Raw genomic sequence first — 15743 nt, 5'->3', positions numbered from 1 at the left:
TTCATCGCACTGCTGGAGTGCTAATCAAGCTTGAAGCCGATCCGTGCCGGTGCAGCATAATCGTCTGAAAAATCAACGACTGCGCAGCGACTGCGGGGCCGGAGATGAAACGGATCGGGTGAAATTAAAATTTCCTTGATGGATATAATTTGAAACCATAGGATCGTTTCATCCAGGGCGCAGCGGCCTTCGCTTCGCTGGAAACCGGAGAAACGATCATGAGTGGTCCTGTCCAGTCTGACTCGTCGTTCGCAGGTTCCGCGCAGCTCGACCGCGCGCTCGATGGCATCGGCGTCACGTCCGCGCACAAGACCATCATCTGGCTCATCCTGATTGGCTGTCTCTTCGACAGCTTCGAGCAGAACTCCATCGGACTGATCGCACCGCTGCTTCGCCAGCAGTGGGGACTGACGGCCACCGACATCGGCATGCTCAACACGGTCACGTTTGCCGCCGCGGCGGTCGGGCGGCTCGTGTCGGGCTACATCGCCGACCGCTGGGGCCGGCGCGTGATGCTGACCGCCGACCTGCTGCTGTTCACGCTGGGCGCGGTCATCTGCGCCATCGCGCCGTCGCTGCTGATTCTTTGCGTAGGCCGGGCGATCGTCGGCTTCGGGCTGGGCGGCGAGGTGGCGGTTGCCGTCACGATGCTCGCGGAGTTCTGCTCGCAGAAGTTCCGTGGCACGGCGGTGGGCCTCGTCAACGTGGGCGCGGGCGGCATCGGCAATTTTCTGGCGCCCGCTTTCGGCCTGCTCGTCTTTGCGATCTTTCCGGGCGCCGACGGCTGGCGCTGGCTCTTCGCCAGTCTCGTGCTGCCAGCCATTCTCGGTGCGTTCTACCGCCGGCTGATTCCGGAGACTCCGCGCTTCCTGCTGTCGAAAGGGCGTATTGCCGAGACCAACGGTGTGCTCTCGAAGCTCGCAACGGGCAAGCTCTCGGGCGCCGTCCCGGTAACGTCCTACATTTCCGGCGACGACCTTTCGGATCCGGCCACCGCGCGCGTCAACGCCCTCGACATTTTTCGCGGCAAGCTGCTGCGCCGCACCGCATCAGTCGGCATCGCGATCTGGATGACCTACGGCGCGCAGATTTCCGTCCTCACATTGATGCCGATGATTCTCGTCGGGCAGGGCTACACGATCACGCGCAGCCTCGTCTATACGCTCATCATGCAGGGTGGCAGCTTCGCGGGTACGCTCGCCGCGTCGTTGCTCGGCTACCACCTGCCGCGCAAGCGCGTGCTCACCGTTGGCGCGGTACTCGCGTGTCTCGCGGCGCTCGCATTCGGCTTCCTCGCGAAGAACATCGTGATGGTGCTCGCCTGCGGCGCGCTGTTCCAGTTCTTCGTGCTGATGCTGAACACGACCATCTGGATCTACGCGCCGGAACTGTTCCCGACCCGCGTGCGCGCGTTCGGCACCTCGTTCATCCTGGCAACCGGCACGACCGCGGGCGCACTGATGCCGCTGATCTCCGGACGCATGCTCGACACGAACGGCGTGGCGGGCGTGTTCGGCATGATCGCCGTGATGTACGCGATCTTCACCGCGTGCATCCGGCTCGCACCGGAAACCTACGGGCACAAGCTCGACGAAACGGCAGCCGAACCCGAGATCGACACGGGCGCAGCGGCGAGCCACGCATAACGGAGACAGACGACCATGCCAGATATCTTGCTGATCAACCCGAATACGTCGACCGACACCACGGCCATGATGGTCGCCATCGCCCAGGCTGAAGCACCGCGAGGCTTCACGATTCGAGGGGCGAGTGCGCAACGCGGCGAGCCGATGATCGTTACCGCGTCGCAACTCGAGGCGGCAGCCGAAGGCGTGCTCGAGAACGGGCGCAGGCATGGCGCCACGGCGCAGGGCATCGTCATCAGCGCATTCGGGGACCCGGGCATCGGCGCACTGCGCGAGATTGTCGATGTGCCGGTCGTTGGCATCTGCGAGGCTTCGATCCTGGAAGCTGCGCATGGCGGCCGGCGCTTCGGCATCGCCACGGTCACCCCCGATCTGGTCGAGCCGATCGACGCCAAGGTCCATGCGCTGGGTGTCGGCGCTCAATACACTGGAACCCGCCTGACCAGTGGTGATCCGCTGGCGCTCGCCGCAAACCCGGAACGTTTGCTTGAAGCCCTGGCGGGAGCGGTCGCCGAGTGCATCGATGCCGATCGCGCGGAGGCGGTCGTCATTGGTGGCGGCCCGCTGGGCCAGGCCGCAAAGGACCTCGCGAGGCAGTTTTCGGTGCCGGTGATTGCACCGATTCCGGCTGCCATGCGCCTGCTGTTAGCGAGGCTCGAGCGATCCATGCAGACCTGAGCGGCGGCGCCGGACGGAAAAACCTCCGGACACCGAATCAATATCCGTACGCAGCACCGTTCCGACGATTATCGGCGGCGCCGGAGTAGATCGGATATCCATTGGCATCGTAGGAAACCGCAATCCCGGACAGACCGCTCACCAGTCCATCGAGCGCGATCGTCCCGCTCGTATAGGTGTGATCGGTCGTGAGTGTGCTCAGCATCGACGCAATCGGTTTGCCTGTTTCCAGTTCGGCAACGGAGTCGGCGCTGTCCTGCCCACTCCAGTTGTCCGCATTGAGCGACGCCTGCAGGTCCTGCCCGAATACCACGTTGCCGAGGAAGGCCTTGACGATGTAATCCGGGATCGGGCCACCGCCAGCCGACCCCCAGACGAGACGCAGACGATTCTGTCCGTCGAACGCGAGCGACGGAGAAATCGACGTACGCGGACGCTTGTTAGGCGCAAAGCCATTGACGTCGCTGCCCACCGCGCCGGCGGAAAAATTCGACAACGCGTCGTTCAGCATCATGCCTGCTGCTTCGATGTGAGCGCCCCAGTGCGTATTGATGGTGGTCGTCATGGACAGTGCGTTACCGTATCCGTCGACGATCGCCACATTGCTCGTGGTATTGAAGTCCTCGTTACGCAGTCCCGGACCACCAATCTGCGCACGCGTGAGCGGCTTGCTCACCGCGCTTGCGAGCCGCAGCGCGCTTTGCGCCTGATTCGATGCCAACGGGTCGTAGGTGCCAGGATCCGTCGCCACATAGGCAGGAATACCCTGCGCCGTGGTACCCGCGGTCACCGAAGGCAACGCGGTTTCGGTCATCAACGCCGCGCGGCTGTCGAGATAGCTGTCCGCGAGCAACGCCTGAACGCGGGCATCCGTATTCGAATAGGCGGGGTCGCCGAGATAGGTACGACGATCGATGTTTGCGAGACGGCTGGCCTCGGTCGCGAGATAGAGGTATTCCTCGCTGCCGAATGTCTGCGCGGCCATATTTTTCCGCTCCAGCAAACCGAGCGTATACAGCACAACCGTGCCTCCGAACGACGGCGCCGGCTGGGTGTACACGGTCGCACCAAAACGTGAAGCGCTCAGCGGTTTGCGCTCGATGGCCTGATAGTTCGTGAAGTCCGCAGCCGTCATCAGGCTGGGAATACGCGCGGGCACCGGATTGGTGGACGAGTACAACGTATAGCAATTGTTGGTCGTGGTGCCCGGCACATATTTGTCGGCGGCGAAGCGCGCGAGAATCGCCGCCACGATCGGGCCATTTGCGTCGTAGAACGCGGCAGCGCCGCCATCGCGCACCTGCGCCAGCGTGGTGGCCAACTGCGGGTTCCTGATCGTGGTACCGACAGGAAGCGGCAAGGCTGAATTCGGATCGGACGTATCGCAGTAGCGATTGTGAATGTCGGTGTACTTGCAACGTACGGCGCCTTTCGCCGTTCCCGTGCTGTTGATCCATGCGGGTTCGCCACCGGCGGGCAGCGGCAATCCCGTATCCTCATCGTAGTCGGTGCCGGCATTGTAGAGCGTCGAGTACATGTACTTCGACATCGGGAAGCCGTTGGCCGCGTAACTGATTGCGTCGGTCCACAGCGTGTTCCATGCCTGCTTGCCATAGGCCTGATGCACCATGTCGAGTACTTTCAGCGTGCCGGGTACGCCTGTCGCGCGGCCCGTGATATTGGTGTTGCCTTGCCAGGCCGAAAGGCTGTCGCCGAGTTTCAGACCAGACTTGCACTTCAGGTCGTCCGCCACGGCGGCCTGATAGATCGACGACACACCGCCGGTGGTGGACGGCGCGGCTGCGAGGCCGTCGAATGCGCGCACTTTCTTCGTCGCGGCGTCGTAATACGTAATCAGACTCCCTCCGCCCAGGCCCGAGGCAAAAGGCTCGACCACCGCGAGTACGCCTTGCACCGCGATCGCTGCATCGATCGCCGAGCCGCCGGTCGCCAGAATCTTGCAGCCGGCCGCCGACGCGTTGATGTCCGCCGAGGTCACCATCATGTTGGTGCCCGTGATACCGACCGTCTGACCATATGGCGCGTTGGCCTGGGGCGTGCACAGCGCGGGGTCGAACTTGACCTGACGGGTGGCTCCGGCCGGTGCGCTCGCCGGTGGCGTGTCCGTGGCCGTCGTGCCCAATGAAAGACCTTCCCCGCACGACGCGAGGGCAACGCAAGTCATGAGCAGCGACGCGCGTGTCATAGCCCGATTTCCATACTTTCCGTGTTTCATGGTCTTCCCGCACCTCTTATTGATTTGAAATGGATAACGCCTGGCGATACCAGGCGGCGTGCCGTTACCGGATGCCAACGGGTCTAAAGCAAAAACTGCCTATGGCTTTCTATCAGGACTCCATAGCGCTCGATCGCTGATGGCAGCCGGGGTACTTCGAAACGTGTGCTACTGCAAGCATGCAGATGTTCAATCGGGCGGGAATCGGGATGTGCGTTTCAGACCGGATTCTGTCTTCGTTTTCGTCATCGATAGCGTCAGGTTGTGCAGTGCGTTGTCATTCTGCGAGTTCGCTGCGCCGCGCTCCCTCAATCTGCCTCAGCGTTTCGAGTTCGCGCATGCGCGTTCTGGCCTGTTCCGGTATTGCGCGCAGCAGCGCAGCCATCAAGGCCTCGCATTGCGCCAGAGCGGGCACCTTGGTGTCGAATGGCGACAGGTTCTGCACCGCGCTCGTGAGCGTGATCTCGGCGACGCTGGAAATAGGCGACTTCCACTCGTCGGTAAAGAGGACAATCCTCGCGCCACGTTTTTTTGCCTCGAGCGCGTAGTGGACGACGGTTTCCTGATACCGGCGAAAGTCGTACACGACAAGCACGGTGCCTGGCGTCATGTCCATCAGGCTGGCGCTGGCGCGGTCGATCGACGGCTCGATCTGCATGGTCCGCGGACGAATCTGATTGAGGTGCGAGGCGAGTCGCCACGCGAGAAATGCGCTTGCCCGGCCTCCGCAGCACAGAACTGTCTGACGGGTATCGGCGAGCAGATCGATGGCCGCGCGGAAGTCAGCGCTCGCGCCTTGTTCGGCGACTTTCGCGAGCGAAACCGCCAGATGCCGAAACACGCTTTTTTGCACGTCATCGTCGGTGTAGTCGGGAGCCAGTCCCTCCAGCATGGAGAGCGGCGAATTCATGCGTTCGTCGACCTCGGCGAGCAGCGCTTGCTGAAACTCGGGGAAGCCGTCGAAGCCGAGTTTGACGAGCATCCGGTAAACCGTCGGATCGCTGACCCCGGCTTGCGCCGCCAGGTTGGACAACGAGGTCAATCCCGAGCTTGGGTAGCTGCTGAGCAAAACGTTCGCGATCTTCAACTCTGATGGAGTGAAGTCCGGTACCTTCTGTTGCACTCGCAGTCTGATCGGATCACGCATCCAAACTTGCTTACGCTTTGTTGGTGAATGGTAGGTTTCTTTACAGTGCGATTGTATATTGCAAGAATTTGTAGGGGAAAGATTTAAAAAATAAGCATTTACCCTTGCTTGATTGTTGGTTCTTCTACATTTCTGATGGAGAAATCATCGTTCGACAAGCTCACCCCAGCGCCATAAAGTATCTCTGCCGCAGGGCGGAAACATCGCGATGGCTCGCAGTCGACACGTAAAGGAGAGCAAGATGGCTGTAGAAAAAGTGGCACTGGTAACAGCAGCGGGGAAGGGAATGGGAGCCGCGATTGCGAGAGACCTCGCGGCGAATGGCTATCGCGTGGCGCTGATGTCGCCATCGGGCAGCGCGGTCGAGTTGGCGAGGGAATTGGGCGGCCTGGGTGTTACAGGGTCCGTGACCGAAGAGGCCGACATCGATCGTTTCGTTCGCGAAACCCTGGCGAAATATGGCCGTATCGATGCCGTCGTCAACAACACCGGCCACCCGCCGAAGGGCGACCTCCTCGCGATCGAGGACGACAAGTGGCACGAGGGGCTGGATCTGATCGTGCTGAATGTGGCCCGCGTACTGCGCCATGTCACGCCGGTTTTTCTGCAGCAGGGCGGCGGCGCGGCGGTCAACATTTCAAGCTTCGCGGCAGATGCGCCGGAACAGGCCATGCCGATTTCTTCCGCCCTGCGTGCGGCGCTCAGCGCATTCACACGCCTGTATGCGGATCGCTATGCGAAGGAGAACATCCGCATTAATTCAGTCTTGCCGGGTTTCATCGACAGCTGGCCGGAAACGCCGGAGATCGTGGCGCGTATACCGGTCGGCCGTTTTGGCAAGACGCAGGAAATCGCCAGAACGGTAACGTTTCTGTTGTCGGATGGCGCGGGTTACATCACTGGTCAAAACATCCGGGTCGACGGTGGCATCGTGCGAGCTCTGTAAAGGGCGCCGCCGGAACGGTGTCGCTACCGATTACCACGGATTGGCATGCGTATCTTCGCCGGCACGGAAACGCGCCGGTGAGGCGCACATCGATTCGCTGAGACCCGTGGCGCGGCGGAGACTATCTGCTTCGTCCATCCATCTTGCGCACGGGCAGTGCGGCCACATCCAGCCCTTCGACGCAGAACGCGTTGACGCCGTACACCTCAGGATCGATGCGCCGCTGATGAAACGTGTACACGCCGCACCGGGTGCAAAAATAGTGGCGGGCAGCATGCGTATTCCACTGGTATAGCGTCAGCGAGTCCTCGCCGCTCAGAATCTGCAGCGCGTCTCGACGCACGGTTAGCATCATCGCATTGCGGCGTGTGCATAACGAGCAGTTGCACATCACGAGTTCGTCCACCTGCGTGCAGAAAGCGAACTTTACGTTGCCGCAGTGGCACGACGCCAGATAGCGCTGCATCTCATTCTCCCTGACGGCGATATCCCGGTGTTCAAGGCATCAACAGAATCTTCGAGCCGATCTTGTTGCGTGCCATTTCAAAGCCTTCGATCGCGCTCGTCAAAGGCAAACGATGCGTCACCATCGGTGCAAGTTCTGCCTGATGCGCGACGACGAAGTCACGCACTTCGCCCCAGGTCGCGCGCGACGCCCGGTACGTGCCGCGGATCTGATGGCGGTTGCGCACCAGCTTTGCCGCGTCGAAGCTGACCGGCGCGCCATGAATGCCGCAGATCACCAGCACGCCCGACGGGCGCAGCAGATCGAGACCCGCCTGGACTGTGGAGGGCACCCCGGTTGCCTCGATCACGATGTCGAACTCGGCGACGCCCGCGAGCGTCAATGCATCGGACAACGGCCGGGTTTTCAGATCGAGCGTGGCGTCGATACCGAGCGCATTGACATTGCGAAGGCGGTCCTCGTCGTCGTAACCTGCGACCACGACTTTCGCACCGCGCGCTTTCGCGAGCAGGCCGATGCCTTGCCCGATCGTGCCCGGTCCCATTACGAGCACCGTGTCACCCGCGGCGACTGCGGCCGCTTTGATCGCGCTCATCGCGATCGACAACGGCTCGCAGAGTGCCGCGATGCCCAGGTCCATCGTGTCGGGCAGGGGCAGGCAGTTCATCGCGGGCACACTGACATAGCGCGCAAAGCCGCCGTCGCGCAGCATGCCGATGCCGCGGCGGTCGCGGCATTCGTCCAGGCGGCCGGCCACGCAGGCGGCGCACGCGCCACACTCGACCGAAGGAATCACGACGACCGGTTGCCCCACTCGCAATGCGCCAACGTCGGCGCCGAGCTCGGCGATTTTCCCGGCGAACTCATGACCGATCGTCACCGGAAACGCCTTTTTCAGAAAGTCGTAGCCGCCGGACCAGTCGTAAATATGCACGTCGCTGCCACAAATTCCGGCGGCGGCCACATCGACGATTACCTCACCGGCAGCCGGGCTTGCCGGTTGCGCGACCTCACAGAGTTTCAACCCGAATTCGGGTGTTGTTTTACGCAATGCCTGCATCTCTTGCTCCTGACAATAACGGGCTCAGCGTGAGCGCGCCGAAGCGGGCGCCACTCTGAGCAATGATGCGTCGACCTGCGCATGCCTGATCTCGAACGCAAGGTGATACGCGTCGATCAGCGCGGCGCATGCCGGATCGAAATGGGCGCTGACGAGCCGATCCAGCGCGTCGAAGCACGCGCGCAAGCTTTCCTCGCTGACGCCGTCGATCAGCATGACATGGGTCGGATTGTCGTCGCGGGACCATTTCTCGAACGCGCCCGGCACCGATGAGCGCGTGACCCCGAGGTGCGCGGCCGTCACGCCCGGCAGCGCGAGACACGCGTCCAGAAGCGCCTCGCAGTCGTGCGGCACAGTGCGTGAAGACGTGATGCGCACACAGGCAATCCCGTTGCCGGACTCGCCGCCACGCGAAGCCACGATATCGCAAGGTGCCCGCACGACGTTCTGCAACAGCGGCCGCATGGATGCCGACCACGGTGTAGGCCGGTCGATGACATCGCGGTAAGCCGCCGATTCAAACACACCCGCATCTTCGAGCGCGTACAGCGTGAAGTAGCGAGCTTGCGCAGGCGCGGCGGATACGTAGCGCCGCCCCGCAATGAAGCCTGCAATACCGACACGCTCGGGCACGTGCTCGACGGTGTGCCAGCGATTGTATTCGGCGTCGAATTCAGCGTCGACGTCGTTCCACAGCGCGAGAAACGCTGAACCGCCACAAGCCATGATGCGATTTTCCTTTGATCGAAGTCGATTCACGATGAACGCGTCTGCAGCATCGGACGAGGCGCGGCGGGCATGCCGAACATGCACAACGCCGCAACCGAGGCAGGCAGCGCGACGAGGGTGAACAGCGTGCCGTAGCCGAGACCGGAAGACAGCAGGAAGCCGCCTATCGCCGAGCCGAAGATCGAGCCGAAGCGGCCGATGCCGGTTGCCCACGCCACGCCGGTTGCGCGGTTCGCCGTGGTGTAATGCGTCGCCGCCAGTCCGTTGATGCCGACTTGCGAGCCGCTGATGCAGAGCCCCGCCAGGAACACGACAGGGCCGAGAAGCGCCGGCGTGGTATAAGCCTGGCCGACCGTGTAGATCGCGACGCAACCCAGCGCATACGCGCAACCGAGAACGCGGTGAGGCGCGGCGAAATCCATCGCGCGGCCGAGCAGCAGTCCGCCGCAGGTTCCGCCAACCGACCACAGCGCGGTCGTCAAGGCAGCCGACTTCATCGACGCGCCGGAGTGCGTGATGATGGTGGGCAGCCAGCTCGACATCAGAAAGAGCACCGACAGACCCATGAAGAACGTCGTCCATAGCAGCAGCGTGCCGCGCCGATAGGGCGTAACCAGCAACTCGCGGACAGCGGAGCGGATCTGCCGGGTTTCGTGCGCCACGAAGCGGCTGCTTTCGCCACTGGCCCCCTGGCCGTTCGCATTCGCAGACGATCGAGGCGCGATCCGGCGCGCGAGCCGCTGCAAGTCGGTCTGCTGCGCGGGCCGGCGCAGTGCGAGAAAGCGCATCGATTCCGGCAGGCATAGCCACAACACCGGCAACAGCAGCAACGGCGTGACGCCGCCGACCAGCAGCATCGCGTGCCATCCGAACCGTGAAATCACCTGCGAGGCGACCACGCCGCCGAGCGCCGAGCCGAGCGAGTTGCCGCACAGCATGACGGTGATGATCGTCAGGCGCCGCCGCGTGGGCGCGTATTCGGCGGTCAGCGTGACGGCGGTCGGCGTTGCACCGCCAATGCCCGCGCCCGCCACGAACCGGAGCAAGGCGAGTTCCATCACGTTGGTGGCGTACAGGCTCAGCAGCGTCGCCACCCCGAAGAATCCGACCGATAGCAGCAACACGGGCCGTCGCCCGTAGCGATCCGCAAGCGGCCCGAACACCAGCGACCCCGCCATCATCCCCAGCAGCCCGAACACGAAGATCGGCGAGAGTTGCGCGACCGTCAGCCCCCATTCAGCGCGTACCGACGGCGCAATATAAGCGGCGAGGCCGATGTCTATGCCATCTATCGCCACCGTCAGAAAGCACAACGCGATGACGAGCACCTGGAAGCGTCCAAGCGGCTGTATGTCGATAAACTCCTGAACGTCGATCGATCGACCTTCTTTCATTGCTGTCTCCTGCATCCATCGTCAGTATCGGGCAAGCGAGGCTTGCCACGTTTCATTCCGGTCAGAACATCTTCCGCAGTCCGACGCGCACGGCCACCTGATTGGCCGTGCTCGACGGCGTCAGACCGAACAGATTGGCGACGGCCGTCTCGCCCGTCGAATCGACGCCGCTCGCATGCTGCCACAGGCACATGCCGTACACGTACGTCGACTTCGAGAACAGATAAGACGTGCCCGCCGCGAACGAGTTGTAATTGCTGTGCGGTGCCGCGCTGTATTGCCATGCGACGCCTACCATCGTCGCCGGCGTGAAGTTGAAGCCGTAATTGATCTGGTAGTTGTTGAACGCGGCATTGGCGGGCGCGTTGCGATTCGACGCCGTGCGTACGATGTCCAGAAAACGGACATTCGAATAGAGGAACGACGCCTGCGATCGCCCATACGTGTATTTCGCGCCGCCGCCCAGCACCTGCTGACTCGTCGCGCTCACATAGTTCTGGAAGATGGGGTTGCTGACCGGATTGGCGAATGCGGCACCCGCGACTGGCGAGCTCGTTGCACCGAAAATCGAGGTGGCCGGCGTGCGCATGTTCATATAGGCGCCAGCGATGACGAGCCCGCCGTTCGCATACTGCGCGCCGGCGCCATACACGCGGTTATTCGCGAAGTCGCCTGCCGTGCCGCCCAGGCTCAGCATCGCGCTGTAGTTGAAGCCGTGATACACAGGGCTTTCATACTTGATGACGTTGCTGATCTTGTTGTAGTTCCACGAGCCATCGATATCGCCGAGCGTCGCGCCGAGTCCGCCGGCGAACAGCATGCTCGTGCTCAACGGCACGAAATAGTCGTTCGTCATCGAGTACTGGCGGCCGAGGTACAGGTTGCCCCAGTCGCCGCTCAATCCCACATAGGCCTGACGGCCGAACAGCGTGTTGGCCGGCTGGAACGCGCCTGTCTCGATGCTGAAACCCGCTTCGAGCACGAAGACGGCCTTCAGATTCGAGCCCAGATCCTCGACGCCGCGCAAACCGAACTTGTCGCCCGCGCGGCCGCCGCTGTAGGTCTGGAGCGCGCTTTTGCCGCCCTGGTTGTTCGTATAGGTCAATGCGCTATCGACCGCGCCGTACAACGTCACACTGCTTTGTGCGTGAGCATATGCGCATACCGCCAATGGCAGGCAGGCCACCAGATATTTCATTGCGTCTCCTGTTTGTCGGGGCGGCGAGTTGCCCACCCGCTTTTTTCCTCCCGCATCCAGGCTGGAAGACGGGTGGGGAAAAATCATCTCCGAAACGACGTCGCGGAAATAGCGGCAAACGGGAAGTTCAGAACGCGGATTTTGGAAAATATCGGGTGGAAGGGCCGGAAGCGGGCGCCACGCTTACGCTGGATGCTGGCGATGCCTTAGAGAAAGTCGTCTTCTTTCGCGAGGTCGGTCAGGCCCTGCGTCAGGAAATCGAGCAGCGCCCGAAACAGCTTCGGGTTGTTGTGATCGGCCGGACGCAACACCTTGATCCAGAAGTCGGGGAGGTCGAAGCCTTTCAGGATTTGCACGAGCTGCCCCTGTTGCACGCAGGCCTTCGCGCGATAGCGCGGCAGGACGGCAATGCCCAGACCGTCGACCGTGGCGCGATGCATGGCATCGATGTCGTTGGTCGAAAACGCGCCGTTGACGGTGACGTCGATGCCGCCGGACCCGCGTTCGCTAAAGGTCCAGTTTCGCACCGGGCTCAGGTACGAATACAGCAGGCATTGATGCGCGCGAAGCTCGGACGGATGCGAGGGTTCGCCATATCGTTCCAGATAGGACGGCGCTGCATAAACGAGACGGCGAAACGGGCAGAGCGGGAATTCCTCGACGCCGTCGTATGCGACCGGCAGTCCGGTAATGACGAAATCGAAACCTTCGAGCAACGGATCGACCGGGCGGTTCGTCAGTTGCAGTTCGATATCCACCTTCGGGTGGGCGCGGAAGAAGTCGTTCAGGAGCTTGCCGAGGAAATGATTCGTGAACGAAGAGGGCGCCTTGATCCGAAGACGGCCCGACAGGGCAGGGCCATCATCGACGGGGGCGCTCATCAGACGTTCGTACGAAGCGAGAAAACTCCTCGCGGCCGCGATCGTTTCCCTGCCGCTGGACGTGAGGTGAAGACTACGTGTGGTGCGCTGGAACAGCAGCATGTTCAGTTCTTTTTCCAGTGCGCTGACCCGTTTGGTGACCACCGAGCCTGCGAGGCCCAGCCTGAGTGCCGCACCGGCAAAACTGCCGACTTCGACCACGGCCAGGAATGCGCGCACGTTCTCAACGCTATCCAACTCTCGTCCCCCCGGCCCCTGGTGAGCCTGTATATGTGCCTTAGTGCGACGTCAAAAAAACGCTGTACTTTAGCATTGCGCGCAGGCGGTTGCGCGGATGGGGAGACGAGCGGCGTCCGCTAATTCTGCTAATGCGATCGAGGAGGGGCGCTCGAGGGGCTTCGTGACGGATGCCGGCGGTGGGTGGATGGGTTCGTGAGGAGCCGTGCGGAGCGCCGCGTGACTTCTTATCAATCACTCGGCGCTCACGCCCGGATTCACATTAGCCGCGCTTTTTGCGTTCCTTTCCTGCCGAAGGCCGTTCTCCGGCCGGCGCGGCCTTTGCGGTCTTTTTAGCAGCCTTATCAGCAGTCTTTTCAGCGGCCTTTTCAGCGTCCTGCTTCGCGCCGGCACCCTCGGCAACCTTCTCCGCTCGAGGCCCGGCAGCGCCCGGCGTCCTGTTGAACCTGACTTCACCGCTGTCCTCGTCGTAGTCGATCTCAGCGCTGTCGCCGGACTTCAGCGCGTCACCCAGTATTTCCTTCGCAAGACGCGTTTCCACGTCCTTGCGAATCTGCCGTTTCAGCTCGCGTGCGCCGAACTCCGGCTGATAGCCGACTTCGACGAGATGGCCGAGCAGCGCGTCGCTTATCTTGAGCGTGATGTCCTGCGCCGCGGCCGTGCGCACCAGCCGGTCGAGCTGGATCTGCACGATCGACCGGATGTTGTCCTTCGAGAGCGCATGGAAGACGATCACTTCGTCAATACGGTTCAGGAACTCGGGACGGAAGTGGCTCTTGAGCACCTTCATCAGTTCCTCGCGCACGTCCTTTTCGCTCCTGCGCTTCGCCTCGGGCTGCGCGAGGTTCTCCATGATGATCGAAGCGCCCAGGTTGCTCGTGGCGATGATGACCGTATTGCTGAAATCGACCACGCGGCCCTTGCCGTCGGTGAGGCGTCCGTCGTCGAACACCTGCAGCAGCACGTTGTACACGTCCGGATGCGCTTTCTCGATCTCGTCGAGCAGAATCACGCTGTACGGGCGCCGCCGTACGCGCTCGGTCAGCTGGCCGCCTTCGTCATAGCCGACGTATCCGGGCGGCGCGCCAATGAGCCGGGCTACCGCGTGGCGCTCCATGTACTCGCTCATGTCGATGCGGATGATGGCCTGCTCGTCGCCGAAGACGTTCTCCGCAAGCGCTTTGGCCAGCTCGGTCTTGCCCACGCCGGTCGGTCCGAGAAAGAGGAACGTTGCAATCGGCCGGTGCTGCTGGCCGAGGCCCGCGCGCGAGAGGCGCACCGCGTCGCTCACGGCGACCACGGCGTCGTCCTGGCCCACCACGCGCTCGCGCAGCCTGTCTTCCATCTGGAGCAGCTTCTGGCGTTCCTCCTGCGTGAGGTCCGCCACCGGAATGCCGGTGAGACGCGACACCACTTCGGCCACGGAGGCCACCGTGACCTCCAGCGTTTCCGTGCCTGTCTTGCGCTGCCAGGCTTCCATCTGCTCGTCGAGCTCCTTCTGCTGTGCCGTGATGCGTTCCTCGAAGGCCTTCGCTTCATCGAAGCGTTTGCGCGACGATGCATAGTCCTGTTCGCGCTTCAATTGCGTGATCCCGGCTTCGAGTTCCTGCACATCCGCGGGGCGCGAGGTGGCGCCGATGCGCACGCGTGCCGCGGCCTGGTCGATCAGGTCGATGGCCTTGTCGGGCAGAAAGCGCTGCGTGATATAGCGGTCCGCAAGCTCGGCGGCAGCGACGAACGCGTCGTCGGTGAAGGTCACCTGGTGGTGCGCCTCCAGCTTGTCACGCAGGCCGCGCAGGATCACGATGGTCTGCTCGACACTCGGTTCCGGCACGAGCACGGGCTGGAAGCGCCGCTCGAGCGCGGCATCCTTCTCGATGTACTTCTGGTATTCGTTGAGCGTCGTCGCACCGATCAGGCTCAGCTCGCCGCGCGCAAGCGCGGGCTTGAGCACGTTCGCGATGTCGAGGCCGCCTTCGCCGCCACCCTGTCCGGCGCCGACGATCGTATGCAGCTCGTCGATGAAGAGGATCAGCTCGTCCTGTTTGGCGGTCACTTCGTCGATCAGCTGCTTGGCGCGCTCTTCGAACTCGCCGCGATACTTCGCGCCCGCGACCATCGAGTTGATGTTCACTTCCACGAGCCGCTTGCCGCGCAGCACCTCGGGCACATCGCCGTTCACGATGCGTTGCGCGAGGCCTTCGACGATGGCGGTCTTGCCGACGCCCGGCTCGCCGATCAGCACCGGATTGTTCTTCTTGCGCCGCGCGAGCACTTCGATGGTGTTCCCGATCTCCTGCGCGCGTCCCAGCACGGGGTCGAGCTTGCCCTGGCGCGCCATCGCGGTGAGATCGCGGCCGAACTTGTCGAGGTTCGGCGTGCCCGTGGGCGTATCGACGCGGCCGTCTTCGGCGCCTTTGCCCACGACCTTGACGACCTTCTGCCGCAGTGCCTCCGGCGTCACGCCGTATTTTTTGAGCAGCGTGCCCGCGAGACTATCGGGCACGGCGGCAAGACCGATCAGAAGATGCTCGGGGCCGACATACGAATGACCGAGATCGCGGGAGGCCTGGAACGCATACTGGAACGCTTTTTTCAGGCGCGGCGACACGGTCATCTTTTCGGGCGAAGCGTCGGCGTCGGCGCTCGCCGTGCCTTGCCTTGCATGCTCGTCGATATAGTTTCTGATGTCCTGCGGGGAGAGCTTCAGCTCCTTGAGCAGGGCTGCGCACACGTCCGTGTCGGCGAGAACGTAGAGCAGGTGTTCCGTATCCAGTTCGTTGCGGTGCAGCTCGTGCGCCTTCTCCGCCGCACGCTGGAGAATTTCGAGGGTCTGCTCGCTGAACGCGTCGGTGGCGTCGACGGATTCGCGCGGCACTTCGGCCTCGAGGCCCGTTTCTCCGGCGCCAGGCTCGCCTTCGCCGCCCAGGCCGCCGAAGAAGCGCGACAGGCCGCTGCCGCCCAGCAGCGAGTCGAACGGGTTGAGCATGCTTTGATGACGCATCAGCTGCCGGTAGTGGTAATCGCAGATCGACAGCGACTTGCGCTCGCCGTTCTCATTGACGACGACGCGCGCGACGGCGGGGCGGGCATGGCAGATATCGCAGAGCGTAGGCATGATCGGG

Annotated in this window: 12 protein-coding genes; 3 read left to right on the top strand and 9 right to left on the bottom strand. The window is 62.7% G+C overall.

Annotated elements, in window-relative coordinates:
* Window positions 1–218: 218 nt before the first annotated feature.
* A complete protein-coding gene (locus B9Z01_RS17185; protein WP_085485145.1) occupies window positions 219–1646 on the top strand; it encodes an MFS transporter in 1428 nt (475 codons plus the stop codon).
* A gap of 15 nt (window positions 1647–1661) precedes the next feature.
* Entirely contained in the window at window positions 1662–2324 is a 663-nt protein-coding gene (locus tag B9Z01_RS17180) for an aspartate/glutamate racemase family protein (RefSeq protein WP_085485144.1), read from the top strand.
* 37 nt (window positions 2325–2361) lie between these two features.
* Here the strand turns inward: B9Z01_RS17180 and B9Z01_RS17175 are convergent, their stop codons facing one another.
* Window positions 2362–4530: a gamma-glutamyltransferase family protein gene (locus tag B9Z01_RS17175; RefSeq protein ID WP_208626054.1), complete on the bottom strand. Its 2169-nt coding sequence runs from the start codon at window positions 4528–4530 to the stop codon at window positions 2362–2364.
* A gap of 307 nt (window positions 4531–4837) precedes the next feature.
* Window positions 4838–5707 carry a MurR/RpiR family transcriptional regulator gene (locus tag B9Z01_RS17170; RefSeq protein ID WP_085485142.1) on the bottom strand — a complete coding sequence of 290 codons (870 nt, stop codon included), beginning with the start codon at window positions 5705–5707 and terminating at the stop codon, window positions 4838–4840.
* Between the two features lie 241 nt (window positions 5708–5948).
* On the opposite strand from B9Z01_RS17170, the gene B9Z01_RS17165 reads away from it, so the two are divergent.
* On the top strand, window positions 5949–6653 hold the full coding sequence (locus B9Z01_RS17165) for an SDR family oxidoreductase (protein ID WP_085485140.1): 705 nt from the start codon (window positions 5949–5951) through the stop codon (window positions 6651–6653).
* Between the two features lie 121 nt (window positions 6654–6774).
* Here the strand turns inward: B9Z01_RS17165 and B9Z01_RS17160 are convergent, their stop codons facing one another.
* The 7 genes from B9Z01_RS17160 to B9Z01_RS17130 form a co-directional block, all read right to left on the bottom strand.
* Complete coding sequence (locus B9Z01_RS17160) at window positions 6775–7119, bottom strand: GFA family protein (RefSeq protein ID WP_085485138.1); 345 nt, start codon at window positions 7117–7119, stop codon at window positions 6775–6777.
* Between the two features lie 31 nt (window positions 7120–7150).
* Entirely contained in the window at window positions 7151–8179 is a 1029-nt protein-coding gene (locus B9Z01_RS17155) for a zinc-dependent alcohol dehydrogenase (protein WP_085485136.1), read from the bottom strand.
* Between the two features lie 24 nt (window positions 8180–8203).
* A complete protein-coding gene (locus tag B9Z01_RS17150; protein WP_085485134.1) occupies window positions 8204–8905 on the bottom strand; it encodes a hypothetical protein in 702 nt (233 codons plus the stop codon).
* A 29-nt stretch (window positions 8906–8934) separates the two neighbouring features.
* Window positions 8935–10302 (bottom strand): MFS transporter, encoded by a 1368-nt coding sequence (locus B9Z01_RS17145; protein ID WP_143808960.1) that lies wholly within the window; start codon window positions 10300–10302, stop codon window positions 8935–8937.
* A gap of 61 nt (window positions 10303–10363) precedes the next feature.
* A complete protein-coding gene (locus B9Z01_RS17140) occupies window positions 10364–11500 on the bottom strand; it encodes a porin (protein WP_167387504.1) in 1137 nt (378 codons plus the stop codon).
* A 206-nt stretch (window positions 11501–11706) separates the two neighbouring features.
* Window positions 11707–12618 (bottom strand): LysR family transcriptional regulator, encoded by a 912-nt coding sequence (locus tag B9Z01_RS17135; protein WP_085485128.1) that lies wholly within the window; start codon window positions 12616–12618, stop codon window positions 11707–11709.
* Between the two features lie 262 nt (window positions 12619–12880).
* Window positions 12881–15736, bottom strand: a complete 2856-nt coding sequence (locus B9Z01_RS17130; protein ID WP_085485126.1) for an ATP-dependent Clp protease ATP-binding subunit — start codon at window positions 15734–15736, stop codon at window positions 12881–12883.
* Window positions 15737–15743 lie beyond the last annotated feature (7 nt).

Origin of the sequence: Paraburkholderia susongensis, from assembly GCF_900177725.1 — a bacterium.
GTDB lineage: Bacteria > Pseudomonadota > Gammaproteobacteria > Burkholderiales > Burkholderiaceae > Paraburkholderia > Paraburkholderia susongensis.
The sequence above is the reverse complement of the archived record's forward strand: the minus strand, read 5'-3'. Positions and strand labels throughout refer to the sequence as shown.

Bases quoted from the DNA above. Each gene is read 5' to 3' on its own strand.
- B9Z01_RS17185 (WP_085485145.1), top strand. From the start codon at position 219: ATGAGTGGTCCTGTCCAGTCTGACTCGTCGTTCGCAGGTTCCGCGCAG.
- B9Z01_RS17180 (WP_085485144.1), top strand. From the start codon at position 1,662: ATGCCAGATATCTTGCTGATCAACCCGAATACGTCGACCGACACCACG.
- B9Z01_RS17175 (WP_208626054.1), bottom strand. From the start codon at position 4,530: ATGACACGCGCGTCGCTGCTCATGACTTGCGTTGCCCTCGCGTCGTGC.
- B9Z01_RS17170 (WP_085485142.1), bottom strand. From the start codon at position 5,707: ATGCGTGATCCGATCAGACTGCGAGTGCAACAGAAGGTACCGGACTTC.
- B9Z01_RS17165 (WP_085485140.1), top strand. From the start codon at position 5,949: ATGGCTGTAGAAAAAGTGGCACTGGTAACAGCAGCGGGGAAGGGAATG.
- B9Z01_RS17160 (WP_085485138.1), bottom strand. From the start codon at position 7,119: ATGCAGCGCTATCTGGCGTCGTGCCACTGCGGCAACGTAAAGTTCGCT.
- B9Z01_RS17155 (WP_085485136.1), bottom strand. From the start codon at position 8,179: ATGCAGGCATTGCGTAAAACAACACCCGAATTCGGGTTGAAACTCTGT.
- B9Z01_RS17150 (WP_085485134.1), bottom strand. From the start codon at position 8,905: ATGGCTTGTGGCGGTTCAGCGTTTCTCGCGCTGTGGAACGACGTCGAC.
- B9Z01_RS17145 (WP_143808960.1), bottom strand. From the start codon at position 10,302: ATGAAAGAAGGTCGATCGATCGACGTTCAGGAGTTTATCGACATACAG.
- B9Z01_RS17140 (WP_167387504.1), bottom strand. From the start codon at position 11,500: ATGAAATATCTGGTGGCCTGCCTGCCATTGGCGGTATGCGCATATGCT.
- B9Z01_RS17130 (WP_085485126.1), bottom strand. From the start codon at position 15,736: ATGCCTACGCTCTGCGATATCTGCCATGCCCGCCCCGCCGTCGCGCGC.